Below are 23194 nucleotides of genomic sequence, written 5' to 3'. Positions count from 1 at the left end.
AAGGCTAGGCTAACTTCGTGCCCGCTCGAGCCCTCGCCGCCCGCCGTGCGGCCGCGGTGCTCGGGCTCGTCGTCACCGCCCTGTCCGCCGCCGCGGTGAGCATCCTCCTCGGGAGCAACCACCTCGACCCCGGCGTCGTGCTCACCGCCCTCGTGCACCCGGGCGAGGACGTCGGCGCCGTCGTCTGGGGCTCGCGCGTCCCGCGCACGGTGCTCGGTCTGCTCGTCGGCCTCTGCCTCGGCGTCGCCGGCGCGGTGATGCAGGGACAGACCCGCAACCCGCTCGCGGACCCCGGCATCTTCGGGGTCACCGCCGGGGCGAGCCTCGCGGTCGTCCTCGGGGTCACCCTCCTCGGCAGCCTCTCGGTGCTCGCCACCGTCTGGCTCGCCCTGCTCGGCGCCCTCGTGGCCAGCGTCGCGGTCTTCACCGTCGCCGCCCTGGGGCGCGGGCTCTCCAGCCCGGTCCCCCTGGCCATCGCCGGCACGGCCGTCTCGGCGTTCGTCACGGCGTTCACCTCCGCGCTCGTGCTGGCCGACGAGACGAGCCTCGCCGCCTACCGGATCTGGGTGGTCGGCTCGCTCTCCGGCCGCTCGCTGCACGGTGTCGGCGTCGTCGTCCTCCTCGCCGCAGCCGGGCTGCTCGTCGCCGCCGCGCACACCCGTACCCTCGACGCGCTCGCGCTCGGTGCCGACCTGGCCGCCAGCCTCGGCCAGCACCTGTTGCGGGCGCGCCTCGCCGGGCTCGCCGCGATCACGCTGCTCACCGCCAGCGCCGTCGCGCTCACCGGTCCCATCGGCTTCGTCGGCCTCACCGCCCCCCACGTGGCCCGGCGCCTCGTCGGCGGCGGACACGCCTGGCTGCTGCCGGCCTCCGGGCTCGTCGGCGCCACGGTGCTGCTCGGCTGCGACGTCGTCGGACGGCTCGTCGGGGGCGCGACCTCGGAGGTGTCCGTCGGCGTCGTCCTCTCCGTGCTCGGCGGGCTCGCCTTCGTCCTCATCGTGCGCCGGACGAGGATGACGGCGCTGTGAGCGCTCCCTCGGCGGTCGCCGCCCGCCCGTGGCGCCGCGTGCCCGGGCGTCCGCCTCGCCGCCGCGTCGTGTTCGTCACCGTGGGCTGCCTCCTCGCGGCCCTGGCCGTCGGTGTCGTCGGGCTCGCCGCCGGCTCCTCCTCGCTGACGGCCGGGGACGCCGTGCGCACCCTCCTCGGCGGGGGCAGCCCGGGCGAGCACCTCATCGTCGTCGGGCTGCGGCTGCCGCGGGTCCTCGGGGCCCTGCTCGTCGGCACGGCCCTCGGCCTCGCCGGGGCCCTGACCCAGACGTTCGCGCGCAACCCCCTCGCCACGCCGGACATCATCGGCGTGACCTCGGGCGCCAGCCTCGGGGCGGTCATGGCCATCGTCCTCGCCGGTGGCACCTACCAGGTGGCCGCGGGCACCCTGTCGCTCGGGATGCCCGCCGCGGCCGCGGTCGGGGCGCTGCTCACCGCGCTCGTCGTCTACGGGCTCGCCTGGCGTGGCGGCATCGACAGCTTCCGGATCATCCTCATCGGCATCGGCGCCACCGCGACACTGTCGGGGGTCACGAGCTACCTCGTGGCCCGCGCGCAGATCACCGAGGCCGCCAACGCCGCGCAGTGGCTCGTCGGCAGCCTCTCGGGGATGTCGTGGTCCAGCGTCCGGCCCCTCCTGGTCGTCGTCCTCCTCGTCACCCCCGTGGCCCTCGCGCAGTCGCGCGACCTCGAGGTCAGCCAGCTCGGCGACGACGTCACCTCCGGGCTCGGGGTGGCCGTCCAGCGCCACCGGCTGCTCGTGCTCGGGTGCGCCGTGCTGCTCACCGCGGCGGCGGTCTCGGCGAGCGGCCCCGTGGAGTTCGTCGCGTTCCTCGCGCCGCAGGTCGCCCAGCGGCTCGCGGCCACCGCCCGCCCACCGCTGCTGGCCTCGGCCTTCGTCGGGGCGCTCGTCGTCGCCGGCGCGGACGCCGCGAGCCGCACCGTGCTGCCGGGGCAGCTCCCGGTCGGCATCGTGACGGCGGTCGTCGGCGCCCCCTACCTCATCTGGTTGCTCACTCGGCTCAAGGAACGGGAGACGGTGTCGTGACGACGACCCAGGCACACGCCCGCACGACGGCGCCGACCGCGCTCGCGGTCCACGACGTCACCCTCGCCTACGACAGTGCGACGGTCTTCGAGGGCCTCTCGGTGTCGGTCGCCGAGGGGGAGGTCACCACCCTCGTGGGCGCCAACGGCAGCGGCAAGTCGACCCTGCTGCGGGCCTTCGGCCGGCTGCTGACGCCACGCGCCGGCAGCGTCAGCCTGCGCGGCCGCCCGCTGCGCGAGCTGCGGACCCGCGAGGTCGCCCGGCAGCTCGCGATCCTGCCGCAGAAGCCGGTGACCCCCGCCGCGACCACCGTGCGCGACCTCGTCTCCCGCGGCCGCCACCCCCACCAGAGCCTGCTGCGGCCGTGGAGCGCCGCCGACGCGGAGGCGGTGGACGCCGCGCTCGCGGCGACCCGGCTCACCGACATCGCCGACCGCGACGCCGCGGCCCTCTCGGGGGGCCAGCTCCAGCGCGCGTGGATCGCGCTCGTCCTCGCCCAGCAGGCTCCCGTCGTCCTCCTCGACGAGCCGACGACCTTCCTCGACCTCGCCCACCAGGTCGACCTGCTGCGTCTCGTGCGCGCGGTCAACGCCGAGCGCGGCACGACCGTCGTCATGGTGCTGCACGACCTGACCCTCGCGGCGCGCTACTCCGACCGGCTCGTCGTCCTCGGCGAGGGGCGGGTCGTGGCCGACGGGCGACCGTGGGACGTGCTCACCCCCGAGACCCTGCGCTCGGCCTTCGGGCTGGACGCGCTCGTCGTGCCCGACCCGGCGAGCGGCACCCCCCTCGTGGTCCCGCTCGACGCCGAGCACCCGGCCCCGTCCCGGTGACGGGGGGTCGGGCACGACGTGCACTGAGGTTAGGCTAACCTCACTGCCATGGATCGCACGCCCCGCGCCCTCCGGCGCCTTCTCTCGCTCCTGGCCGCCGTCGTCCTCCTCGGCGCCGTCGCCGCCTGCTCCTCCGGCGCCTCCGACGCCGCCGACCCGGCGAGCTCCTCCGCCGACGGTCAGTGGACCTACACCGACGACCGCGGCGAGGAGGTGACGCTCGACGCGCAGCCGACGCGGATCGCGAGCTTCACCGACTACGCGATCGGGATGTACGCCTACGGCCTGGAGCCGGTCGCGCTCTTCGGCCGGGTCGACGTCGACTCCGACCCCCGGCTCGCCGACTACGACACCTCCGCGGCCACCGTCGTCGGCAACTCCTACGGCGAGATCGACCTCGAGGCGCTCGCCGCGGCCGAGCCCGACCTCATCGTCACCGGCATCTACCCCACCGACCGCAAGGGCACCCTCGACCTCGAGGGGCCGCTGTACGGGTTCGCCGACGTCGAGCAGCAGACGCAGCTCGAGCAGATCGCCCCCGTCGTCGCCATCGAGGTCGGCGGGGCCGGGGCGGACGTCATCGACAGCTTCAACTCCCTGGCCACGGCGCTCGGTGTCTCCGAGGACACCATCGCGAGCGCCAAGGCCGAGTTCGACGCCGCCGGCGAGGAGCTGGAGGCCGCCGCCACGTCCTCGGGCCTGGAGGTCACCCAGATGTACGCCGACGCCGACGGCATCTACCTCGTCAAGCCGGCCGACGAGCCGGAGACCCAGCTCTACAGCACCTACGGGGTCGACTTCACCGACCTGCGCCCGGACGGCGACTACTACTGGGACATCTACTCGTGGGAGAACGCCTCGCGGATGATGACCGGCGACGTGTTGCTCGTCAACGTCGAGGGCTACCAGGAGGAGCAGCTGAAGGACCAGGCCACGTTCGCCTCCCACCCGGCCCTGCAGGCCGGCCAGGTGTACACGTGGAACGGTGAGGCGCTCGACTACGCCTCGCAGGCCGACCACATGACCGAGCTCGCGCGCATCCTCCGCGACGCGCACCCGGTCGCCTCGTCCTGACCCTCCCCGGTGCTGCGCCGGGCCGTCCGGCGCAGCACCGGCCGACCCGCCCCCGGAGAACACCGTGCCCTACCTCGACCTCGCCGGAGACCGGGTGTGGTCGGAGTCGACGGGCGCGGGGGAGCCGGTCGTGCTGCTGCACGGCGGCTTCATGACCCTGGAGTCGCTGCGGCCCGTGGGGCGCGCGCTGGCGCACTCCCGGGCCGTGCACGCCTTCGAGCGTCCGGGGCACGGCCGCTCGCCCGACGTGCCCGGGGAGTACTCCTACGCGCGCGGGGTCGAGCAGGCCCTCGCCTACCTCGACCTCCTCGGGCTCGACTCGGCGCACGTCGTCGGCTACAGCGACGGCGCCGTCATCGGCCTCCTCCTCGCGCGCGACCATCCGCGGCGGGTGCGCTCGCTGGTCTCGGTCAGCGGGAACCTCGACCCCTCCGGCTTCGCCGTGGAGCCCGAGGAGCTCGACGCCGCCCTCGCCCTCGCGGGGACCGCGCCGGACGGCATGCCCGACCCCGACCGGGAGCTGCACGCCGCGCTCTCCCCGGACGGGCCGGCCCACGGTGACATCGTCCTCGACAAGCTGCGGCGGCTGTGGCGGGACCACCCGCGGGTCACGCCCGCGAGCCTGCGCACGGTGCGGGCGCCGACGCTCGTCCTCGCCGGGGAGCACGACGCCGTCCGCCCCGAGCACAGCGCCCTCATCGCCGCGGCGCTCCCCGACGGGTACCTCCACCTCGTGCCCGAGGCGACCCACGCGCTGCTCGAGGAGCACCCGGAGGTCGTCTGCGCTCTGGTGGTCGCCTTCGTCGAGGAGCACGCGGCCGGCTGAGGACCGCGCGCGTCCGAGGTCGCACCCCCCCGTGGGTGGACGGTCCGGCCCGGGGCCGGCGCTCAGCCGCCGGTGCGCCCGTTCCCGGTGCGCACGATGAGGACCCTCGGCTGGACCTCGACGGTGACCTTGGAGGCCTCGCCGACGACGTCGCCGTCGACCTGGACCCGCTGCGGCTCGTCGACGGCCACGGTGGCCGACTGGCAGCGGTGCCGGGAGAGGTTGGCGTTCGTGCGGTCGCTGCGGGTGATGACCCGCGCCGCGACCGAGGCCCATGCCGCGACCCCTCGGGGCGCGAGGACGATGACGTCGAGCGTGCCGTCGTCGGGCTCGGCGTCGGGCAGCAGGTCGATCCCGCCGGTGATCTTCCCGCAGTTGCCGATGACGACCATCCGCGCCCGTTCGGTGCTCTCGGGGCCGCCGTCGATGCTCAGGGTCACCCGGAACCGCTCGGTGAGCATGTGCCGCAGGCCGGCCGGGACGTAGGCCCCCCAGCCGATGCGCGACTTCAGCTGCTCGGAGGTCGAGCCCATGATCGCGGCGTCGAGCCCGAGCCCGGCCATGACGAAGAAGGCGTGCCGGCTCGGCCCGGCGGTGGACCCCTCCCCGGTGTGGCCCTCGGGCTCGAGGTCGTCGGGGTCGAGGGTGAGCCACGCGGCGTCGACGTGCCGGTTGCGCCCGGTGAGGGCGACCGTCATCGCCCGCGCGAGGTCGTCGACCGGCGTCTCGAGGTTGCGGGCGAGCAGGTTGCCCGTGCCTCCCGGGAGGAGCCCGAGCGGCACGCCGCTGCCGACCATCTCCTGGGCCACGGCCCGGACGGTGCCGTCCCCGCCGAGCGCGCAGACGAGGTCGACGCCGTCCTCGAGGGCCCGCCGGGTCTGCCCGAAGCCGACGTCGTGCTCGGTGGTCTCGAGCAGCTCGGGCTCGGCCCAGCCGTGCTGGTCGCACACCCGGGCGAGCGAGGCGCGCACCGCGGCGAGGTCCTCGAACTTCGTCGGGTTGACCACGACCGCGACCCGCTTGCGCGGCGGGGGCTCCTCGGAGCCGTCGGGGCGGAACGCGCCCCGGTTCGGGCGCCCACCCCCGGGCTGCTCCTCGGGCTCGCGGGCCGAGAGCACCAGGTAGGTGCCACCGAGGGCGACGAGCAGGGCGACCGCCACGGCCACCCAGGCCCACGTCTCTCCCGACACACATCGGAAGGTACCTCAGCGCCGGCCGGCGTCCGCCACCGCCGTACCCTGCGGACATGACCACGCCGGGCCGCAGCCGTTCTCACGGGGCCGACCCCCGCGGTGCCATCGATGGCCGGGGGGCTGCCCGCCCGTGAGCTCTGCGCTCGTGTACGCCCTGCTCGGCGGGGCCCTCCTCCTCGCCGCCGTGCTGCCCCAGCTGCTGCACCGGTGGGCGCTGTCGGCGCCCATCGTCCTGATCGCCGTCGGGCTGCTCGTCGGCCTGCTCCCGGTGAGCGGGGACGTGCTCGTCGACCCGGTCGCGCTGCGGCCCTGGGTCGAGCACCTCACCGAGGTCACCGTCCTCGTGGCGCTCATGGGCGTGGGCCTCGCGCTCGACCGGCCGCTGCGCCCGCGGCTGCTCGCCTCGTGGGCGTCGTGGTCGACGACCTGGCGGCTGCTCGGGGTCGCGATGCCCCTGACGATCGGCGGGACCGCCCTGCTCGCGTGGGGGCCGCTCGGCGTGGCCGCGCCGGCTGCGCTGCTCCTCGGGGCGGTGCTCGCGCCCACCGACCCGGTGCTGGCCTCCGACGTACAGGTGACCGGCCCGACCCTCGAGGGCGGGGAGGAGGTCGACGAGGACGACGAGGTCCGGTTCGCCCTGACGAGCGAGGCCGGGCTCAACGACGGGCTGGCCTTCCCGTTCGTCTGGGGTGCGGTCTTCCTCGCCACCGGCGCACCGGCCGGCGGCGTGCTGCGCTGGGTGGGCTGGGAGCTGGTCGGCAAGGTGGTCCTCGGGGTCCTCGTCGGGGCGGCGCTGGGGTGGCTGCTCGCGCGGCTCGCCTTCCGCGCGCCGTCGCCCTCGCTCCGGCTCGCCGAGGTGGGCCAGCCGCTGCTCGCCCTCTCGGCGCTGCTGCTCGCCTACGGCGCGGCCGAGGTCGTCCACGGCTACGGGTTCCTCGCCGTGTTCGCCTGCGCGGTGACGCTGCGTTCGGTCGAGCGCCGCGACGAGTACCACCGGCACATGCACGAGGTGGTCCAGCGGCTCGAGATGCTGCTCACCCTCGTCGTCCTGCTCGGCCTCGGGTTCTCCTTCACCACCGGCCTGCTCGCGAACCTCGACTGGCGCGGCGTCCTCGTCGGGGTGGCGCTCGTCCTCGTCGTGCGGCCGCTGGCGGGCTACCTGGCGTTCGCCGGGCACCACCGCAGCACCCGCACGGTCGGTCTGGACCGACGCGAGCGGCTCGTCGTCGGCTTCTTCGGGGTGCGCGGCGTGGGCTCGCTGTACTACCTGGCGTTCGCCGCCGGGACGGCGAGCTTCACCGAGGAGCGGTGGATGTGGTCGACGGTCGGGTTCACCATCGCCGTGTCGGTGCTGGTCCACGGGGTGCTGGCGACGCCGACGATGCGCTGGCTCGACGGCCGCCGCGCGGCTCGGGCGGAGCGGCTCGCCCGGGCGGAGGGCGCGCGTGGCTGACGCGGGCAGCCCGGCGCTGCTCGTCGTCCGCAACGACCCGGGCAGCGGGCCGGGTCGGTTCGCCGGCTGGTGTGCCGAGGCCGGTGTGCGCCTCGACCTCGTCGACGGCGCCGACGTCCCGACCGACCCCGACGGGCACGCCGGGGTGGTCCTCCTCGGCGGGGGCTTCATGCCCGATGCCGACGAGCGAGCGCCCTGGCTGCCGCGCGAGCGCGCCCTGTGCGCCGCGGCGGTGCGCGACGGGGTGCCGCTGCTCGGCATCTGCCTGGGGGCGCAGCTGCTCGCACAGGTGACGGGCGGGCGGGTGCTCGCGGACTCCGGTCGGCCGGAACGGGGCTCGGTGACGGTGCGCCGGCTTCCCCCGAGCGACGCCGACCCGGTGCTCGGCGGCCTGCCCCGCACGTTCCCCGCCATCGAGAACCACCGCGACGAGGTGGCCACGCTGCCGCCCGGGGCGGTCCACCTCGCGGCGTCGGACACCTGCCAGCACCAGGCGTTCCGCGTCGGGGAGCGCGCCTGGGGGGTCCAGTTCCACCCCGAGGTGGGCGCCGAGCGCCTCGACCGCTGGGACCCCGCGCGGCTGGCCGACGAGGGTGTCGACCTCGCGGCGCTCCGGGCGGGCGCCCAGGCAGCCGAGCCGGCCTCCGCATCCGCCGCCCGGCTGCTGCTCGAGGGGTTCCTCGCGGTGGTGCGCCACCCCGGCCGCCCCACCCTCCGTCCCCCAATCGACCAATAGGTCACGTCAGGTACGTGTGGCCCCGCGTCGCTGTCGCTGGAGTGACCAATAGGTCACGTCAGGTACGTCTGCTCGCGCGTCGCTGTCGCTGGAGTGACCAATAGGTCACGTCAGGTACGTGTGGCCCCGCGTCGTTGTCGCTGGAGTGACCAATAGGTCACGTCAGGTACGTCTGCGGTGGTCCTCCCGCCAGCGTTAGCGTCGACCCGTGATCGTCTGGGTCAACGGAACGCACGGGGTGGGGAAGACGACGACGAGCGCTCTCCTGCAGCCGCTGCTTGCGAACGCGCGAGTCTTCGACGCCGAGAGGGTGGGCGAGATGCTCATGGACATCACGCCGGGACTCCCTGCCACGGACAACTTCCAGCACTGGCCCCCGTGGCGCGCCCTCGTCGTCGAGACCGCCCGGAGCGTGCTCGAGTATGCCGGGGGCACGCTCGTCGTCCCGATGACCGTGCTCGTCGAGGGGTACTGGCGGGAGATCAGTGACGGACTGCGGGCGCATGGCATCCCCGTTCGGCACGTCGTGCTGCACGCGGACGAGGCGACGTTGCGAGACCGCATCACCGGCGAGCACGAGGTCCCCTCGTCTTTCCGGCTGGCGCACCTACGCCCGTACGCGCAGGCCGCGCGGACCTGGCTGCACGAGTCGGCCACCGTGGTGGACACGACCGGCGCGCCACCGGCAGACGTGGCCGCTCGGGTCGCCGCCCTGTGCCGTCGCTGGAGTGACCAATAGGTCACCTCAGGTACGTGTGGCCCCGTGTCGTTGTCGCTGGAGTGACCAATAGGTCACGTCAGGTACGTCTGGCCCCGCGTCGCTGTCGCTGACGTGACCTATTGGTCGAATGAGGAACGTGGGAGCGCGTCGGGGTGGTGGGTCAGTGGTGGACGAGCGACTGCCCGGGGATGGCCGCGAGGAGGGTGCGCGTGTACTCCTCCCGGGGCTCGGCGAAGAGCCGCCCCGGCTCGCCCCGCTCGACGACCCGGCCGCCCTGCATGACGTACACCTCGTGCGCGACGAGCCGGACGACCGCGAGGTCGTGGGTGATGAACAGGTAGGACAGGCCGAGCTCGCGCTGCAGCTCGACCATGAGGTCGAGGATCTGCTCCTGGACGAGCACGTCGAGGGCACTGACCGCCTCGTCCATGACGACGAGCTGCGGGTCGAGCGCGAGCGCCCGCGCGATGGCGACCCGCTGCCGCTGGCCCCCGGAGAGCTCGTGCGGCCGCCGGGACGCGAGGTCGGCGGGCAGCGCGACCCGCTCGAGGAGGTCGCGTACCGCCCGGCGGCGATGCCCCGCGTCGCCGACGCCATGGACGACGAGCGGCTCGGCGACCACCTGCTCGATCGTGTAGCGCGGGTCGAGCGAGGCGTAGGGGTTCTGGAAGACCGGCTGCACCGCGCGCCGGAACCCGCGCAGCGCCCTCCCGTGCCGGTGGGTGACGTCCTCGCCGGCGAACCGCACGGTGCCGGCGTCGGCGTCCTCGAGCCGCAGCGCCAGCCGGGCGGCCGTCGACTTCCCCGACCCGGACTCCCCGACGACGGCGACCGTCTGCCCGCGCGGCACCGCGAGGTCGACGTCGTCGACCGCCACGAGCGGCTCGCGCCGTCCCCGCACCCGGTAGCGCTTGACCGCACCGGAGAGCACGAGCAGCGGTTCCTCGCAGCCACCGGAACCCGACGACCCACCGGAGCCCTCGGAGGCGCCCGCCCGCCCCTGGACCGGCTCGACCACCGACACCTTCCGCTCGGCGATGCCCGGGGCGGCCGCCAGCAGGCGCCGGGTGTACTCCTGCTGCGGGCGCTCGGCGACCTGCTCGGCCGGCCCGGTCTCGACGACCTGGCCGCGGTACATGACGACCACCCGGTCGGCCCGCTCGGCCGCGAGCGCGAGGTCGTGGGTGATGAGGACGACGGCGGCGCCGACGTCGGCGGCGAGCTCGGCCATCTGGTCCAGCACGAGCCGCTGCACCGTGACGTCGAGTGCGGAGGTGGGCTCGTCGGCGACGAGCACCTCGGGCCGGCAGGCCAGGGCCATCGCGATGAGGACCCGCTGGCGCATCCCTCCGGAGAACTCGTGCGGGTACTGGTCGACCCGGGTCGCGGCGTCGGCGATGCCGGCCCGTGCGAGCAGGTCGGCGGCCTGCGCCCGGGCCTGGCGCCCCTGGGCGCGGCCGTGCACCTCGAGGGCCTCGGCGATCTGGGCCCCGACCGTCATCACCGGGTTGAGCCCGGTCATCGGGTCCTGCGGGACGAACCCGACCCGCCGGCCGCGCACCTCCCGCAGGGTGCGCTCGTCGGCGCGGGTCAGGTCCAGGTCGCGCAGCATCACCGTGCCGGCCGCGATCCGGCCGTTGTCGGCGAGCAGCCGGGTGACGCATGCGGCGAGCGTCGACTTGCCCGAACCGGACTCGCCGACGACGGCGACGGTCTCGCCCGCGGAGACCTCGAGGTCGGCCCCGCGGACCGCCTCGATCTCGCCGCGTGAGGTGGCGAAGGCCACGGTGAGGTCGCGGACGGACAGCAGCGGCCTCGCGGGAGGGAGGGCGGTCATCGGCTGGTCTCCTTCGGCGGATGCGCCGCCGCGAGGACGACGTCGCGGATCTGCTCGCCCGTGGCCAGGCCGGCGAGCGGGCCGGGGCCCCGGGAGGCCGAGGGCCGGGTGCGCAGCGGACCGGTCGTGCCGTGCAGCCGGGTCGCGCCGCCGGCGACGACGGTGCCCGAGCGCGGCTCGAGCGCCCAGACCGTGCCGGTGAACCCGCCGTGCCACAGCCAGGTCACGGGCGCGCCGTGCGGGCCGGGCCGCTCGAGCAGACGGAGACCGAGCCCCTGGGTGGGGTCGGCCGGAGTCGGGTGGGCCGCCGCCTCGAGGGTGGCGGGTGCGAGCAGTGTGCCGTCGCACAGGGCGGCGCCGAGGGCGAGCAGGTCGGCGGCCTGGCCGAAGAGCCCGGCATGGCCGGCGGCCCCCCCGAACGCGTGCGCCGCGTTGCCGTCGTGGGTGTCGCCGCGCACCGGGGTGCCGCGCCAGCCGGCGAAGTCCTCCGGCGAGGCCTCCACGGGGTAGGGCTCGCCGCGGGCGACCATGACCTGCTCCACGACGTCGCTGTCCGCGCTCGTCGCCGCCCACACGGCGGGCACCGGCCCGAGCCGCAGCGAGAGGCCCAGGGGGGCGGCGACGTGCCGGCGGAACGCGGTCGGCAGGTCGAGCCCGGTGACCCGCTCCACGACGTGCCCGGCGAGGACGAGCCCGAGGTCGGAGTAGCGGCGCACCTCTCCGGGGGCGCTCACCAGGGGCAGGCCGACGACGGCCGCCGTCGCCGCGGCGACGTCGGTCGCGCGGCAGTACAGCGGCTCCCAGGCGGCCAGGCCGGAGGTGTGGGTCAGCAGGTGTGTGACGGTGACCCGCTCCCGGCCTCCGCCGGCGAACCCCGGCACCTGCCGGGCCACCGGCTGGTCGAGGTCGAGCTCGCCGGCATCGGAGAGCAGGAGGAGCAGGAGGGTCGTCGCGGCGACCTTCGTCACCGACGCCCAGTCCAGCCAGGTGTCCCGGGTCATCGGCACCCCGTCGGACTCCTGCGTCGGCAGCACGGCCCACCCGCCGGCGGCGACGGAACGCCGGGCCGGCGTGTGCACCCCGACGACCGCGCCCGCCGGGGCGCGCCCGAGGTCGCCGAGGGCGAGCAGCCGCTCGAGGGGCTGGGCGAGGAGGGTCATCGGGTCGCGTCCTCGACGACCAGGCGGCTCGGCCACCCGGCGAGCGGTGCGGGCGGCAGCCACCCGCCGGTCGGCGCGGGGGTGACCCGGCCGAGCACCCGGGGCCCGTCGGCGCCGGTGCAGCTCGGGACGTTCCCGGGCAGGCCGTGTGCGGTCGCCCAGCCGATGAGCGCGAACGCCAGCGCCTCCTTCTCGCCCGCGGGGACCCCGAGGTCGTCACTCGGGCGCAGCGGGGTCGGCGCGACGAGCTCGGCGAGACGGGCGTGGAGCACGCGGTTGCGCACCCCGCCCCCGGAGGCGACGAGCACGTCGAGGCGCGCGTCCGACACCGCCCGGGCGACCGTGCGCGCGGTGAGCTCGGTGAGCGTCGCCACGAGGTCGGGCAGCTCGGGCCGGGTACCGACCGCGTCGAGCGCCGCCTCGACGTAGCCGAGGTGGAACAGCTCCTTGCCGGTGCTCTTCGGTGGCGGCAGCGCGTAGTACGGGTCGTCCAGCAGGTGCTCGAGCAAGGGCTCCTGCACGCTACCGGCGGCGGCCAGCCGGCCCCCGTCGTCGAAGGCCGAGCCACCGTCGGTGGCCGCGCTGACGACGGCGTCGACGAGCGCGCCGGCCGGGCCGATGTCCCAGGCCACGGGCTCGGTACCCGGCGCGCAGACGGTGAGGTTGGCGATGCCGCCGAGGTTGAGGGCGCCGGCCCGGCGGCCGTCGGCCACGGCCTCGGCGAGCAGCAGCCGGTCGAGGACCGGCACGAGCGGGGCGCCGTGCCCGCCGGCGGCCAGGTCGGCGGCCCGCACGTCCGAGACGACGGGTCGGCCCGTCGCCTCGGCCACCCAGGCGGGCTGCCCGAGCTGCAGGGTCCCGAGCGCCTCGCCGCCCTCGACCCAGTGGAAGACCGTCTGGCCGTGCGAGCACACGAGGTCCACCGGCCCGGGGGCGGCGGCCACGGCCGACCGCGCCGCCGCCGCGAACGCCCGCCCGATGCTCGTGTCGAGCTCGCAGACCACGTCGAACCCCACGGGCGCCGGCGGCAGGGCCCCGGCGAGCCGGCGTCTCAGCGCCGGCTCGTACGGCACGGTGCCGGTGTGCTCGAGCCGGGCCCGCAGGGTCTCGCCCTCGACGTCGAGGTCGACCACCGCCACGTCGATCCCGTCGTGCGAGGTGCCCGAGATCATCCCGAGGACGCGCATCAGCGTCCCCCCGCCCGGGGGTCGAGGACCGAGCGCAGCGCGTCGCCGATGAGGTTGAGGCCGATGACGGCGACGACGAGGCCCACTCCGGGAAAGACGAGCAGCCACGGCGCGACGCTGGTCAGCGCCTGGGCGTCGTAGACCATGCCGCCGAGCGACGCGGCCGGGGGTGGGGTCCCGAACCCGAGGAAGCTCAGCGAGGCCTCGGTGAGGATCGCCCAGGACAGCGACAGGGTCGTCTGCACCACGAGGATGCCGGCCATGTTCGGCACGACGTGCTCGACGAGGGTCGAGAGCCGCGAGCGCCCGACGGCCTGGGCGGCGAGGACGTAGTCGGCCGTGCGCAGGCTGAGCACCGGCCCGCGCGCCACCCGCGCGAAGATCGGGACGTACACGACGGCGATCGCCACGCTCACCGTGACCCAGCTGCGGGAGAGGGTCGCGGCGAGGGCCAACGCGAGCAGCAGCGACGGGAACGCGAAGAGCACGTTGGTCACCACCCCGACGAGCCGGTCGACGACGCCCTGGAGGTAGCCGGCGAGTACCCCGAGGGTGATGCCCACCGCGGCCGAGACGGCCACCGAGACCGCCGCGACCCGCAGCGAGTTGGCGAGCCCGGACGCGACCCGGGAGAAGACGTCCCGGCCGAACTGGTCGGTGCCGAACCAGGCGTCACCGCTCGGGCCGAGGAGCGAGCGGCCGACGTCCTGGGCGGCGGGGTCGTGCGGGAGGAGGCCGAGGGCCGACAGGGCGGCGAGCACGAGGACGACCGTCATGAGGGCCACGCCGGTGACGCCGGCCGGGGTGAGGAACGCCGAGCGCCACGCCCGGGTGCGCCCCGTGGGCTCGGCCGGGGCCTCGAGGCCGGTCTCGGTGGCGCTCATCGCAGCCGCACCCGGGGGTCGACCACCCGGTAGAGGACGTCGGTGAGCAGGTTGACGAGGACGAACATCGCCGCGATGACGAGGACGGTGCTCTGCACGACGGCGTACTCCTTCTGCTGGAGGCCGAGGAGGGTCTGCCGGCCGATGCCGGGGATGGCGAAGATCTGCTCGGCGACCAGGGCTCCGGAGAGCAGGAAGCCGAACTGGAGCCCGGTCATCGTCACGACGGGGATGAGGGCGTTGCGCAGGACGTGCCGCACCTGGAGGCGACCCGGGGGGACGCCCTTGGCCTGCGCGGTCCGCACGAAGTCCTCGGCGCGTACCCCGAGGATGGCCGTCCGCGTCGTCTGCAGGACGGGAGAGGCGATGCTGATCCCGAGGACGGCGGCCGGCAGCACCATCTGCTGGAGGTTGAGCCAGGGGTCCTCGGCGAGCGTGCGGTAGCCCTCGCCGTTGGGGTACCACCCGAGCTGGTTGGCGAGGAAGGTCGCGACCGCCGTCGCGAGGAGGAAGGACGGCACCGACAGCGAGAGCAGGCTGGCGACCTGGGTGCCCCCGTCGCGGGCGGCCCCGGGCCGGCTCGCGGCGAGCATCCCGCCGGGAACCCCGAGTGCCAGCCCGACGAGGATCGCGAGGACGGCGAGCTCGACGGTGTTGGGCAGCGCCTGCGCGGTGAGTGCGGCCACCGACAGCCCCGAGGTCGTCGAGACCCCGAGGTTGCCGGTGACGACGCCACCGAGCCAGCCGAGGTACTGCACCGGCCAGGGCTGGTCGATGCCGTAGTACTCCCGCAGCGAGGCGATCTGTTCGGGGCTCAGCTCACCGGCGGCGATGCCGTAGGAGGCCGTGATCTGGTCGCCCGGGACGACGCGCAGGACGACGAAGGTGAGCAGCGAGACGCCGACGAGCGTGACGAGGGCCTCGCCGAGCCGGCGGACGGCGGTGTGGCCGAGGACGGCGCGCAGGCGGCCCATGTCAGCCCAGGGAGGCCTTCCACAGCTCGGAGTAGCTGCCGTCGGTGCGTGCCTCGAGACCCGACATCGACGAGGTGTGTACGACGAAGAGCTTCGGGGTGAACAGCCAGACCCACACCGCGTTGTCGACGAGCTCGGCGCTGATCTCGGAGTAGACCTCGGCGCGTTCGTCGGTGTCCGTCGTCGCGATCCCCTGGGCGAAGAGGGTGTCCAGGCTCTTCGAGGAGTACCCGGCCACGGTGTTGAAGCTGCCGTCGCTCGTGAAGTAGCGGGCGTACATCGTGTTGGGGTCCGAGCTGCCACCGTTGAGCGCGATGGCGGCCTCGAAGTCGCCGGCGAGCCAGCGGTCGACGTAGTCACCGGAGTCGAGGCTCTCGAGCTGGACGTCGATGCCGACCTTGCCCAGCTGGGCCTGGATGGCCTGCGCCTCGTCGACGGCGGTCGAGTACAGGCCTTGGGACGTCATGAGCTTGAGCGTGAAGCCGTCCGGCGTGCCGGCCTTGGCGAGGTACTCCCTGGCCCGGTCGAGGTCCTGCTCCGGGCAGGGCTGCGCGGCCGGGTCGGAGCGGTACTCCGGCGAGGTGACCGGGCCGGTCACCTCGCCGGCGCCGAGCGCCGCGGAGTCGACGACGTCCTGGCGGGAGACGGCGCACTGGATGGCGAGGCGGGAGTTGACGTCGGAGAGGACGGGCGAGGCCGCCCGCAGCTGGAGGACGTGGTAGCTCAGCGAGTCCACGGGCGTGCTCGTGACCGAGCCGGTGCCGGCGGTCTTGGCGGTGACCGGGTTGTCGAAGACCGTGAGGTTGACCGACCCGGTGCGCAGGGCCGAGACCATGGACTGCTCGTCCGGGATGACGCGGAACTCCAGGTGTGCGGCGCCGGGCGTGCCCTTGAAGTAGGAGTCGTTGCGCGCCAACGTGATCGACTGGTTTGGCGTGCGCTTCTCCCACGCATAGGGACCGGAGCCGAGCGGTGTCTTCTCGAGCGTCGCCGGGTCGGCGTCCGAGGGGACGATGCCGGTGTTGACGCCGGTCAGGCCCGAGGGGAAGGAGGCGTCGGGGTGCTCGAGCGTGACGACGACGGTGCGCGGGTCGGGAGCCTCGACGCTCTTGACCGAGCCGAAGTAGGAGGCCGAGGAGGCCTTGGAGTCGGGGTCCATGATCGTGTCGAAGGTGTACTTGACGTCCTCGGAGTCCAGCGTCGACCCGTCGGTGAAGGTGACGCCCTCGCTGAGGGTGAACGTGTACGTCAGGCCGTCGTCGGACACCTCGGGCAGGTCGGCGAGGCCGGCGACCGGCTCGGAGCTCTCGCCGGTGTCGAGCAGGGTGCTGTACACCTGCGAGAGCACCTGGATGGCCTGCTTGGAGGTCACCGTCCACGGCAACATCTGGGTGGGGTCGGCGGTGATGCCGACGACGATCGTCCCCTCCCCGGGGCTGGCCGCCGGCTCCTCGCCCCCGCCGCCGCAGGCGGTCAGGGCCAGGGCGGCGGCCGCGGCGAGGACGGCGGTGGAGCGGCGGAGGGTCATCGGCGTGGTCTCCTCAGGTCGGTCACCGGGCCTCCCGGGCGGGAGCGGGGGCCCTCAGGCGCACGATGCTAGGTCAACCAGTTCCGGCTTGGATAGATCGAGCGGAATTTTTTTACACCCTGGAACTCGGGTGCGTGCGCGGCCCCGAACCGCGCATGCTGCTCACGTGCCCCCGCTCACCTCGGTCGCCGCGTTCGCCCTGGCCTCGCTCGCCATCGTCGCCGTCCCCGGTCCCTCGGTCCTCTTCACCGTCGGCCGGGCACTCTCGGCCGGTCGCCGGGTGGCGCTGCTCACCGTCCTCGGCAACGCCGGAGGCATCCTCACCCAGATCGTCGCCATCGCCGTCGGTCTCGGACCACTGGTCGCCTCGAGTGCGGCCGTGTACTCCGGGCTGAAGGCCGTCGGGGCGGGGTACCTCGTGTGGTTGGGGGTGCAGTCGGTGCGACACCGGCGCGCGCTCGCGGGGTCGCTGCACGAGAGGCTCGCTGCCGTCCGGGCGACGCGCGCCGTACGGGCGGGTTACCTCGTCGGCGTGACCAACCCGAAGTCGCTCGTGTTCTTCATGGCCCTGCTGCCCCAGTTCGTCGACCGGTCCGGCCCGGTCGCGCCGCAGCTGCTGGTGCTCGGCGCCGTCTTCGTCGTCGTCGCCCTCGCCATGGACGGCTCGGTGGCCCTCGCGGCCGCGCGCTGTCGGGACTGGTTCGCCTCCTCGCCGCGTCGGCTGGAGCGGGTGGGCGGTGCCGGCGGGCTGATGATGGTCGGTCTCGGTGCCGGCCTGCTCGTCACCGGTCGCTCGGACTGACTCTCCGCCGGCTCGCCGCGGCCCCGGCCTGCCGAAAAGCGGGGCGAGCCCGGCCGGGCGCCGTCGATAGACTCGCCCGGTGATCGACATCAAGCTGCTCCGGGAGGACCCCGACACGGTGCGCGCCAGCCAGCGCGCCCGCGGCGAGGACGACGCCGTCGTCGATGCCGTGCTCGCCGCCGACGAGCGCCGTCGGTCCTCGCTCACCGCCTTCGAGCGGCTCCGGGCGGAGCAGAAGTCGATGGGCAAGGAGGTCGCCCGGGCCCAGGGGGAGGCGAAGCAGGACCTGCTGGCAAGGACCAAGGAGCTTGCCGCGCAGGTGAAGTCGCTGCAGGCGACGGCCGACGAGGCGCAGGCCGAGCTCGACCGGCTGATGCGCACCATCGGCAACGTCGTCGAGCCCGAGGTGCCCGCCGGCGGCGAGGACGACTACACCGTCCTCGAGGAGGTCGGCACCCCGCGCGACTTCGCGGCCGAGGGGTTCCAGCCCCAGGACCACCTCGACCTCGGGGAGGCGCTCGACGCCATCGACATGGCCCGGGGGGCCAAGGTCGCCGGTGCCCGGTTCTACTTCCTCAAGGGCGTCGGCGCGCGCCTCGAGATGGCCCTGCTCGGCCTGGCGATGCAGCGTGCGGTCGAGCTCGGCTTCGTCCCGCTCATCACGCCGACCCTCGTCACGCCGGAGGTGATGGCCGGCGCGGGCTTCCTCGACGCGCACGCCGACGAGGTCTACCGGCTCGAGGCCGACGACCTCTACCTCACCGGCACCTCGGAGGTCGCGCTCGCGGGCTACCACGCCGGCGAGGTCGTCGACCTGAGCGACGGCCCGCTGCGCTACGCCGGCCAGTCGACCTGCTACCGCCGCGAGGCCGGCTCGTACGGTAAGGACACCCGGGGCATCATCCGGGTCCACCAGTTCAACAAGATCGAGATGTTCGTCTACTGCCGGCCCGAGCAGGCCCAGGCGGAGCACGAGAACCTCCTACGGCTCGAGAAGGAGATGCTCGCCGCCGTCGAGGTGCCCTACCGGGTCATCGACACCGCGGCCGGGGACCTCGGCGGGCCGGCCGCGCGCAAGTACGACTGCGAGGCCTGGGTGCCGAGCCAGGGCCGCTACCGCGAGCTGACCTCGACGTCGAACTGCACGACCTTCCAGGCGCGCCGGCTCGGCACGCGCTTCAAGGGCGAGCACGGCAACGAGGTCGCCGCAACCCTCAACGGGACGCTCGCGACGACCCGCTGGCTCGTGGCGATGCTCGAGAACCACCAGCAGGCGGACGGCTCGGTCACCGTGCCCGAGGCACTGCGCCCCCTCGTCGGCCTCGACGTGCTCACCCCGGTGCGCTGACCCCGGGGCTCCGGCGGCCGGCTGAGCCCGCCCTCCCCCGAGCGAGGGAGGGGGCGGCGGCCCGCGCTGCCTAGGCTGGAGGGCATGACGCGCCTCCCGCCCGCCGCCACCCGCCTCGCGGGGTGGTTCGGTGTCGGTGACCCGTGGGAGCGTCCCCGCCCCGCGGTCGGCCGGGCGGACGTCCTCACGGCCGCCGTCGTCGAGCTCATCGGCCTCGTCGGCCTCGAGCTGGTCCGCAGCATCGGCAACGAGACGCTCCAGGACCTGCCCTTCCCGTGGTGGCTGCAGTGGCTCGCGGTCAGCTCGGGCGCGGCCCTGCTCGTCGGCCGGCGCCGCTGGCCGGTCGCGGTCGCGGCGCTCGCCGCCGGGCACATGATCCTCGTCGGGGTGACGATGCCCGTCGTCATGGGGCAGTTCACCCTCCAGGTGGTCTACTTCGTCGCCCTGATGTCGGGGGTCGCCTGGGCGCGCGACCGCCGGTGGATGCTCGTCGTCGTCGGGTTCATCGTCGTCGTGATGTTCGCCTGGATCGCCCTGCAGTTCGCCGTCGGCAGCGCGCTGCAGGGGCTCGTCGACGACTACGCGGGCACCCCCCGGCACGGCGTCCTCGCGCCGGTGCCCGCCGCGGTGCTGCTCACGGTGCTCGTCAACGTGCTCTACTTCGGCGGCGCGGTCGTCATCGGGGGGCTGCAGTGGCGCTCCGCCCGTGACCGTGCCCTCCTCGCCCGGCAGGCGGCGACCATCAGCGCCCAGACCGAGGCGCTGCGCACCCGGGCGGTCGCCGAGGAGCGCCTGCGGATCGCGCGCGAGCTGCACGACGTCGTCGCCCACCACGTGTCCGTCATCGGCATCCAGGCCGCGGCCGCCCGTCGGGTGATGGACCGCGACCCGGCCGCCACCCGCAGGGCTCTCGAGGGCATCGAGGGGTCCTCGCGCGCGGCCGTGTCCTCGATGCGCGGCCTGCTCGGCACCCTGCGCTCCAGCGACGCACCGCAGGACGGCACCGGCCCGCGCCCCCGCAGCCCGCAGCCGGGCCTCGAGGACCTGCCGGTGCTCGTCGAGGCATGCTCGACCCCGGGGCGCCGGGTGGGCTACGACCTCGTGGAGAGCTCGCCGGGCGCCGCCGGCCGGTGCTCCCCGCCGCTGGCCCACTCCATCCACCGCACGGTGCAGGAGGCCCTGACGAACGTCGAGAAGCACTCGACCGCGACCCGGGTCTCGGTCGTCGTCCGCCTCGAGGAGGGGCGGTTCGCCGAGCTCGAGGTGGTCGACGACGGGCGGCCGCGGGCCGGCTCCTCCGGAAGCGGTCTGGGCCAGCTCGGCATCCGGGAGCGCGCCGCCCTGCACCGCGGCAGCGTCGAGATCGGGCCCCGAGCGGGTGGCGGGTACCGGGTGCGGGTGCGCTACCCGTGGCCGGACGACGTCGCCGCCGACGCGGCGCCGGCCGCTCCCACCGCCGTGGGAGGTCGCCGGTGACGGCCACCCCGGCGGCCCCGCAGCCCGCCCCGCCACCCGCCCGGCCGCTGCGCGTCCTGCTCGTCGACGACCACGCGATGGTCCGCTCCGGCTTCGCGATGATGCTCTCGGTCGAGGACGACCTCGAGGTCGTCGGGGAGGCCTCCCACGGCGCGGAGGCGGTGGTCCGGGCCCGCGAGACCCTGCCCGACGTCGTCCTCATGGACGTCCAGATGCCCGTGCTCGACGGCATCGAGGCCACCCGCCGGCTCGTCGCCGAGGGGCTCGGGCGGGTCGTCATCCTCACGACCTTCGACCGTGACGACTACCTGTTCGACGCGCTCGAGGCCGGGGCGAGCGGCTTCCTGCTGAAGAACGCCGAGCCCGAGCAGCTCGTCGACGCCGTGCGGGTCGTCGGCTCCGGCTCGGGGATCCTCGCCCCGGAGGTCACCCGCCGGGTCATCGAGCGGATGACCGCCGAACGCCCCTCCCGCCGGGCCGCCCCCGCGGGCCTGGAGCGGCTCACCGAACGCGAGCGGGAGGTGCTCGTCCTCGTCGGGAGGGGGCTGTCCAACGCCGAGATCGCCGCGCGCCTCGTCCTCGGCGAGGCGACCGTGAAGACCCACGTGTCCAGCTGCCTGGCCAAGCTGCACCTGCGCGACCGGGTGCAGGCGGTCGTCCTCGCCCACGAGACCGGCCTCCTCACCGGGACGGAGGGCTGAACCCACCCGAGGGTGGATCCGCCCGGGCCGGGCCGTCCCTACCGTGGGGGCATGCTCGAGATCGAGGGCCTCACCCGGCGCTTCGGCGACGTCACCGCCGTCGACGACGTCAGCTTCGACGTCCGCGACGGCATCCTCACCGGCTTCGTCGGGGGCAACGGCGCCGGCAAGACGACGACGATGCGGATGGTCATGGGGGTGCTCGGCATCGACGCCGGGCGGGTGCTCTGGCAGGGCCGGCCGGTCACCGCGGCCGACCAGCGCCGCTTCGGGTACATGCCCGAGGAACGCGGGCTCTACCCCAAGCAGCGGGTGCTCGACCAGCTGGTCTACCTCGCCCGGCTCAAGGGCCTTCCGGACGCCGCCGCGCGCCGCACCGCCCAGGAGCACCTCGAGCGTTTCGGGCTCGCCGAGCGGGCCGAGGACCGCCTGCAGGCGCTCAGCCTCGGCAACCAGCAGCGGGTCCAGATCATCGCCGCACTGCTCCACGGGCCCACCGCGCTCGTCCTCGACGAGCCGTTCTCCGGGCTCGACCCGAGCGCGGTCGACGCGATGGCCGACATCCTGCGCGAACACGCGTCGACCGGGGTCCCGGTGTTGTTCTCCAGCCACCAGCTCGACCTCGTCGAGCGGCTGTGCGACCGGCTCGTCATCCTCGGTCACGGCCGGGTCGTGGCGGTCGGTGGGGTCGACGAGCTGCGGGCCCAGGGGCCGGTCCGCTACCGCCTCGCCCTGGACCGGGACGCCGGCTGGGTCCGCGAGGTGCGCGGCCTGCACGTCGTCGACGTCGAGGGGCCGGTCGCGCTCGTCGAGGTGGTCGAGGACGGTGCGGAGCAGGCTCTCCTGCGCGAGGCGGCCGGGCGGGGCGCCGTGCGCGAGTTCACGCCCGTACGACCCGCCCTGGCCGACATCTACCGAGAGGTGGCCGCCCGATGAGCAGCGTCCCGTCGACGCAGCGAGAGGCCGGCTGGGCGCTCGTCGCCCGCCGCGAGATCGTCGTCAAGATCACCGACCGCGCGTTCCTCATCGGCACGCTCGTCACGCTGCTCCTCATCGGCGGCCTCATGGGCTACCAGGTGTGGGACGCCGGGCGCACCGCCACGTACACGGTGGCGGCGACCTCGGACGTGCGGCCGGTCGCGGACCGGCTCGCCTCGGACGCGCCCTCGCTGGACGAGCAGGTCGCCGTCGAGGTCGACGCCGTCGCCGACGACGCGGCCGCCCGGGCGGCCGTCCGTTCCGGGGATGCCGACGCCTGGCTGCACCGCGGTGACGACGGCTGGGTGCTCACGACGGACTCCGAGGAGAAGGGCGCGCTGACCCGCGTCACCCAGGACGTCGTGCGCGACGTCGCTCTCGAGGAGCAGGCCGCCGACCTCGGCACCACCGTGCAGCGGCTGCGGGCCGGGAGCACCGTGACGACCGCGCTGCTGCGGGGCGACGCCGAGCAGTCCCAGCTCGCCGGTGGGGTCGCGTACGCCTTCGCGTTCCTCTTCTACGTCGCGACCCTGACCTTCGGCATCACGCTCGCCAACAGCGTCGTCGAGGAGAAGCAGTCCCGGGTCGTCGAGATCATCGCGACGTCGGTCCCGGTCCGCCAGCTGCTCATCGGCAAGGTCGTCGGCAACAGTGTGCTCGCGATCGCCCAGATGCTGCTGTACGCCGGGGTCGGGCTCGTCGGGCTGTCGTTCACCCCGTACGCCTCCCTCGTCCCCGGTGTCGGCGGGCCCGTTGCGTGGTTCGTCGCGTTCTTCGTCGCCGGCTTCGTCGCGCTTGCGGCGTTGTGGGCGGTCGCCGGCGCGCTCGCCTCGCGCGTCGAGGAGGTCCAGAGCACCGCCACGCCGCTGACCTTCCTCGTCCTCGCGGTCTTCCTCGGTGCGCTGCTCGTGACCGGGACCGCGCGCACCGTCCTGTCGTTCGTGCCGCCGTTCTCCGCGGTGCTCATGCCGACCCGGCTCCTCGAGGGGGACGCCACGTGGTGGCAGGCGGTCCTCGCCTTCGCCCTGCTCCTCGCGGCGGCCGGTGGCGTCGTCGTCGCCGCCGAGCGCCTCTACCGGCGCTCCCTCCTGCAGACCGGCGGCAAGCTCTCCATGCGCCAGGCCTGGTCCGCCCCCGAGTGACCCGCGCGCCCCGTCCCCGCCGTGCCTCATTCGACCAATAGGTCACCTCAGGTACGCCTCCCCGTGCTTCTCGTGACCAATAGGTCACGTCAGGTACGCCTCCCGTGCTTTTCGTGACCTATTGGTCGAATCAGGCACGCCGGCGTGTGTCTGGCGTGACCTATTGGTCGAATCAGGCACGGGCGGGGGCGGAGGGGGGGCGTTGACGGGGGTGGGAGCGCGCTGGGTAAGGTAAGCCTGACCTTA

21 protein-coding genes are annotated in these 23194 nt (G+C 74.5%); 14 read left to right on the top strand and 7 right to left on the bottom strand.

The features are described 5' to 3' along the window. Nucleotides 1–17 precede the first annotated feature (17 nt). From G8D98_RS04420 to G8D98_RS04400, 5 genes are all read left to right on the top strand, one after another. Nucleotides 18–1028 (top strand): FecCD family ABC transporter permease, encoded by a 1011-nt coding sequence (locus tag G8D98_RS04420; RefSeq protein ID WP_166099599.1) that lies wholly within the window; start codon nucleotides 18–20, stop codon nucleotides 1026–1028. Then, nucleotides 1025–2095, top strand: a complete 1071-nt coding sequence (locus G8D98_RS04415) for a FecCD family ABC transporter permease (protein WP_205859700.1) — start codon at nucleotides 1025–1027, stop codon at nucleotides 2093–2095. Before G8D98_RS04420 ends, G8D98_RS04415 begins: the two co-directional genes overlap by 4 nt. After that, on the top strand, nucleotides 2092–2928 hold the full coding sequence (locus tag G8D98_RS04410) for an ABC transporter ATP-binding protein (protein ID WP_166099595.1): 837 nt from the start codon (nucleotides 2092–2094) through the stop codon (nucleotides 2926–2928). The genes G8D98_RS04415 and G8D98_RS04410 overlap by 4 nt, the downstream gene beginning before the upstream one ends. A gap of 48 nt (nucleotides 2929–2976) precedes the next feature. Beyond that, entirely contained in the window at nucleotides 2977–4002 is a 1026-nt protein-coding gene (locus G8D98_RS04405; protein WP_166099593.1) for an ABC transporter substrate-binding protein, read from the top strand. Nucleotides 4003–4066: 64 nt separating this feature from the next. Beyond that, nucleotides 4067–4828: an alpha/beta fold hydrolase gene (locus G8D98_RS04400; RefSeq protein ID WP_229661861.1), complete on the top strand. Its 762-nt coding sequence runs from the start codon at nucleotides 4067–4069 to the stop codon at nucleotides 4826–4828. A gap of 62 nt (nucleotides 4829–4890) precedes the next feature. Here the strand turns inward: G8D98_RS04400 and G8D98_RS04395 are convergent, their stop codons facing one another. After that, complete coding sequence (locus tag G8D98_RS04395) at nucleotides 4891–6018, bottom strand: diacylglycerol/lipid kinase family protein (protein WP_229661862.1); 1128 nt, start codon at nucleotides 6016–6018, stop codon at nucleotides 4891–4893. 133 nt (nucleotides 6019–6151) lie between these two features. On the opposite strand from G8D98_RS04395, the gene G8D98_RS04390 reads away from it, so the two are divergent. From G8D98_RS04390 to G8D98_RS04380, 3 genes are all read left to right on the top strand, one after another. Beyond that, nucleotides 6152–7474 carry a cation:proton antiporter domain-containing protein gene (locus G8D98_RS04390; RefSeq protein WP_166099591.1) on the top strand — a complete coding sequence of 441 codons (1323 nt, stop codon included), beginning with the start codon at nucleotides 6152–6154 and terminating at the stop codon, nucleotides 7472–7474. Further along, the gene (locus tag G8D98_RS04385) at nucleotides 7467–8210 is read left to right on the top strand and encodes a type 1 glutamine amidotransferase (RefSeq protein WP_166099588.1); all 744 of its coding nucleotides are present in this window, start codon (nucleotides 7467–7469) and stop codon (nucleotides 8208–8210) included. Before G8D98_RS04390 ends, G8D98_RS04385 begins: the two co-directional genes overlap by 8 nt. A gap of 208 nt (nucleotides 8211–8418) precedes the next feature. Then, nucleotides 8419–8949, top strand: coding sequence for a P-loop nucleotide/nucleoside kinase family protein (locus tag G8D98_RS04380; RefSeq protein WP_166099585.1), 531 nt, complete (start codon nucleotides 8419–8421; stop codon nucleotides 8947–8949). Between the two features lie 142 nt (nucleotides 8950–9091). Here the strand turns inward: G8D98_RS04380 and G8D98_RS04375 are convergent, their stop codons facing one another. The 6 genes from G8D98_RS04375 to G8D98_RS04350 are packed head-to-tail and all read right to left on the bottom strand — an operon-like array spanning nucleotide 9092 to nucleotide 16501. Next, nucleotides 9092–10768 carry a dipeptide ABC transporter ATP-binding protein gene (locus G8D98_RS04375; RefSeq protein WP_166099583.1) on the bottom strand — a complete coding sequence of 559 codons (1677 nt, stop codon included), beginning with the start codon at nucleotides 10766–10768 and terminating at the stop codon, nucleotides 9092–9094. After that, nucleotides 10765–11928 (bottom strand): serine hydrolase domain-containing protein, encoded by a 1164-nt coding sequence (locus tag G8D98_RS04370; RefSeq protein ID WP_166099580.1) that lies wholly within the window; start codon nucleotides 11926–11928, stop codon nucleotides 10765–10767. Before G8D98_RS04370 ends, G8D98_RS04375 begins: the two co-directional genes overlap by 4 nt. Beyond that, the gene (locus G8D98_RS04365) at nucleotides 11925–13115 is read right to left on the bottom strand and encodes an anhydro-N-acetylmuramic acid kinase (RefSeq protein WP_166099578.1); all 1191 of its coding nucleotides are present in this window, start codon (nucleotides 13113–13115) and stop codon (nucleotides 11925–11927) included. The genes G8D98_RS04370 and G8D98_RS04365 overlap by 4 nt, the downstream gene beginning before the upstream one ends. Next, the gene (locus tag G8D98_RS04360; protein ID WP_166099575.1) at nucleotides 13115–13999 is read right to left on the bottom strand and encodes an ABC transporter permease; all 885 of its coding nucleotides are present in this window, start codon (nucleotides 13997–13999) and stop codon (nucleotides 13115–13117) included. The genes G8D98_RS04365 and G8D98_RS04360 overlap by 1 nt, the downstream gene beginning before the upstream one ends. Continuing rightward, nucleotides 13996–14973 (bottom strand): ABC transporter permease, encoded by a 978-nt coding sequence (locus tag G8D98_RS04355; protein ID WP_166099572.1) that lies wholly within the window; start codon nucleotides 14971–14973, stop codon nucleotides 13996–13998. The genes G8D98_RS04360 and G8D98_RS04355 overlap by 4 nt, the downstream gene beginning before the upstream one ends. Nucleotide 14974: 1 nt before the next feature. Further along, entirely contained in the window at nucleotides 14975–16501 is a 1527-nt protein-coding gene (locus G8D98_RS04350) for an ABC transporter substrate-binding protein (protein ID WP_166099570.1), read from the bottom strand. A 166-nt stretch (nucleotides 16502–16667) separates the two neighbouring features. Here G8D98_RS04350 and G8D98_RS04345 point away from each other — a divergent pair, with 166 nt between their 5' ends. The 6 genes from G8D98_RS04345 (at nucleotide 16668) to G8D98_RS04320 (ending at nucleotide 22948) form a co-directional block, all read left to right on the top strand. Further along, nucleotides 16668–17303 (top strand): LysE family translocator, encoded by a 636-nt coding sequence (locus G8D98_RS04345; protein WP_166099567.1) that lies wholly within the window; start codon nucleotides 16668–16670, stop codon nucleotides 17301–17303. A 79-nt stretch (nucleotides 17304–17382) separates the two neighbouring features. Next, the gene (serS, locus tag G8D98_RS04340; protein WP_166099564.1) at nucleotides 17383–18651 is read left to right on the top strand and encodes a serine--tRNA ligase; all 1269 of its coding nucleotides are present in this window, start codon (nucleotides 17383–17385) and stop codon (nucleotides 18649–18651) included. A gap of 84 nt (nucleotides 18652–18735) precedes the next feature. Continuing rightward, complete coding sequence (locus G8D98_RS04335; RefSeq protein WP_166099562.1) at nucleotides 18736–20127, top strand: sensor histidine kinase; 1392 nt, start codon at nucleotides 18736–18738, stop codon at nucleotides 20125–20127. After that, nucleotides 20124–20828: a response regulator gene (locus G8D98_RS04330; protein ID WP_268238619.1), complete on the top strand. Its 705-nt coding sequence runs from the start codon at nucleotides 20124–20126 to the stop codon at nucleotides 20826–20828. Before G8D98_RS04335 ends, G8D98_RS04330 begins: the two co-directional genes overlap by 4 nt. Before the next feature lie 51 nt (nucleotides 20829–20879). Beyond that, nucleotides 20880–21764 carry an ABC transporter ATP-binding protein gene (locus G8D98_RS04325; protein ID WP_166099556.1) on the top strand — a complete coding sequence of 295 codons (885 nt, stop codon included), beginning with the start codon at nucleotides 20880–20882 and terminating at the stop codon, nucleotides 21762–21764. Continuing rightward, nucleotides 21761–22948 (top strand): ABC transporter permease, encoded by a 1188-nt coding sequence (locus tag G8D98_RS04320; RefSeq protein ID WP_166099554.1) that lies wholly within the window; start codon nucleotides 21761–21763, stop codon nucleotides 22946–22948. The genes G8D98_RS04325 and G8D98_RS04320 overlap by 4 nt, the downstream gene beginning before the upstream one ends. The last annotated feature ends 246 nt before the right edge of the window (nucleotides 22949–23194 follow it).

The sequence above is a fragment of the Phycicoccus endophyticus genome (assembly GCF_011326735.1).
In the GTDB taxonomy this organism is placed as follows: Bacteria; Actinomycetota; Actinomycetes; order Actinomycetales; family Dermatophilaceae; genus Phycicoccus; species Phycicoccus endophyticus.
This window is presented reverse-complemented; position numbering and strand designations above follow the sequence as displayed.

Coding starts and splice junctions, on each gene's coding strand:
- G8D98_RS04405 (WP_166099593.1), top strand. CDS start 2,977: ATGGATCGCACGCCCCGCGCCCTCCGGCGCCTTCTCTCGCTCCTGGCC.
- G8D98_RS04375 (WP_166099583.1), bottom strand. CDS start 10,768: ATGACCGCCCTCCCTCCCGCGAGGCCGCTGCTGTCCGTCCGCGACCTC.
- G8D98_RS04370 (WP_166099580.1), bottom strand. CDS start 11,928: ATGACCCTCCTCGCCCAGCCCCTCGAGCGGCTGCTCGCCCTCGGCGAC.
- G8D98_RS04365 (WP_166099578.1), bottom strand. CDS start 13,115: ATGCGCGTCCTCGGGATGATCTCGGGCACCTCGCACGACGGGATCGAC.
- G8D98_RS04360 (WP_166099575.1), bottom strand. CDS start 13,999: ATGAGCGCCACCGAGACCGGCCTCGAGGCCCCGGCCGAGCCCACGGGG.
- G8D98_RS04355 (WP_166099572.1), bottom strand. CDS start 14,973: ATGGGCCGCCTGCGCGCCGTCCTCGGCCACACCGCCGTCCGCCGGCTC.
- G8D98_RS04350 (WP_166099570.1), bottom strand. CDS start 16,501: ATGACCCTCCGCCGCTCCACCGCCGTCCTCGCCGCGGCCGCCGCCCTG.
- G8D98_RS04335 (WP_166099562.1), top strand. CDS start 18,736: ATGACGCGCCTCCCGCCCGCCGCCACCCGCCTCGCGGGGTGGTTCGGT.
- G8D98_RS04325 (WP_166099556.1), top strand. CDS start 20,880: ATGCTCGAGATCGAGGGCCTCACCCGGCGCTTCGGCGACGTCACCGCC.
- G8D98_RS04320 (WP_166099554.1), top strand. CDS start 21,761: ATGAGCAGCGTCCCGTCGACGCAGCGAGAGGCCGGCTGGGCGCTCGTC.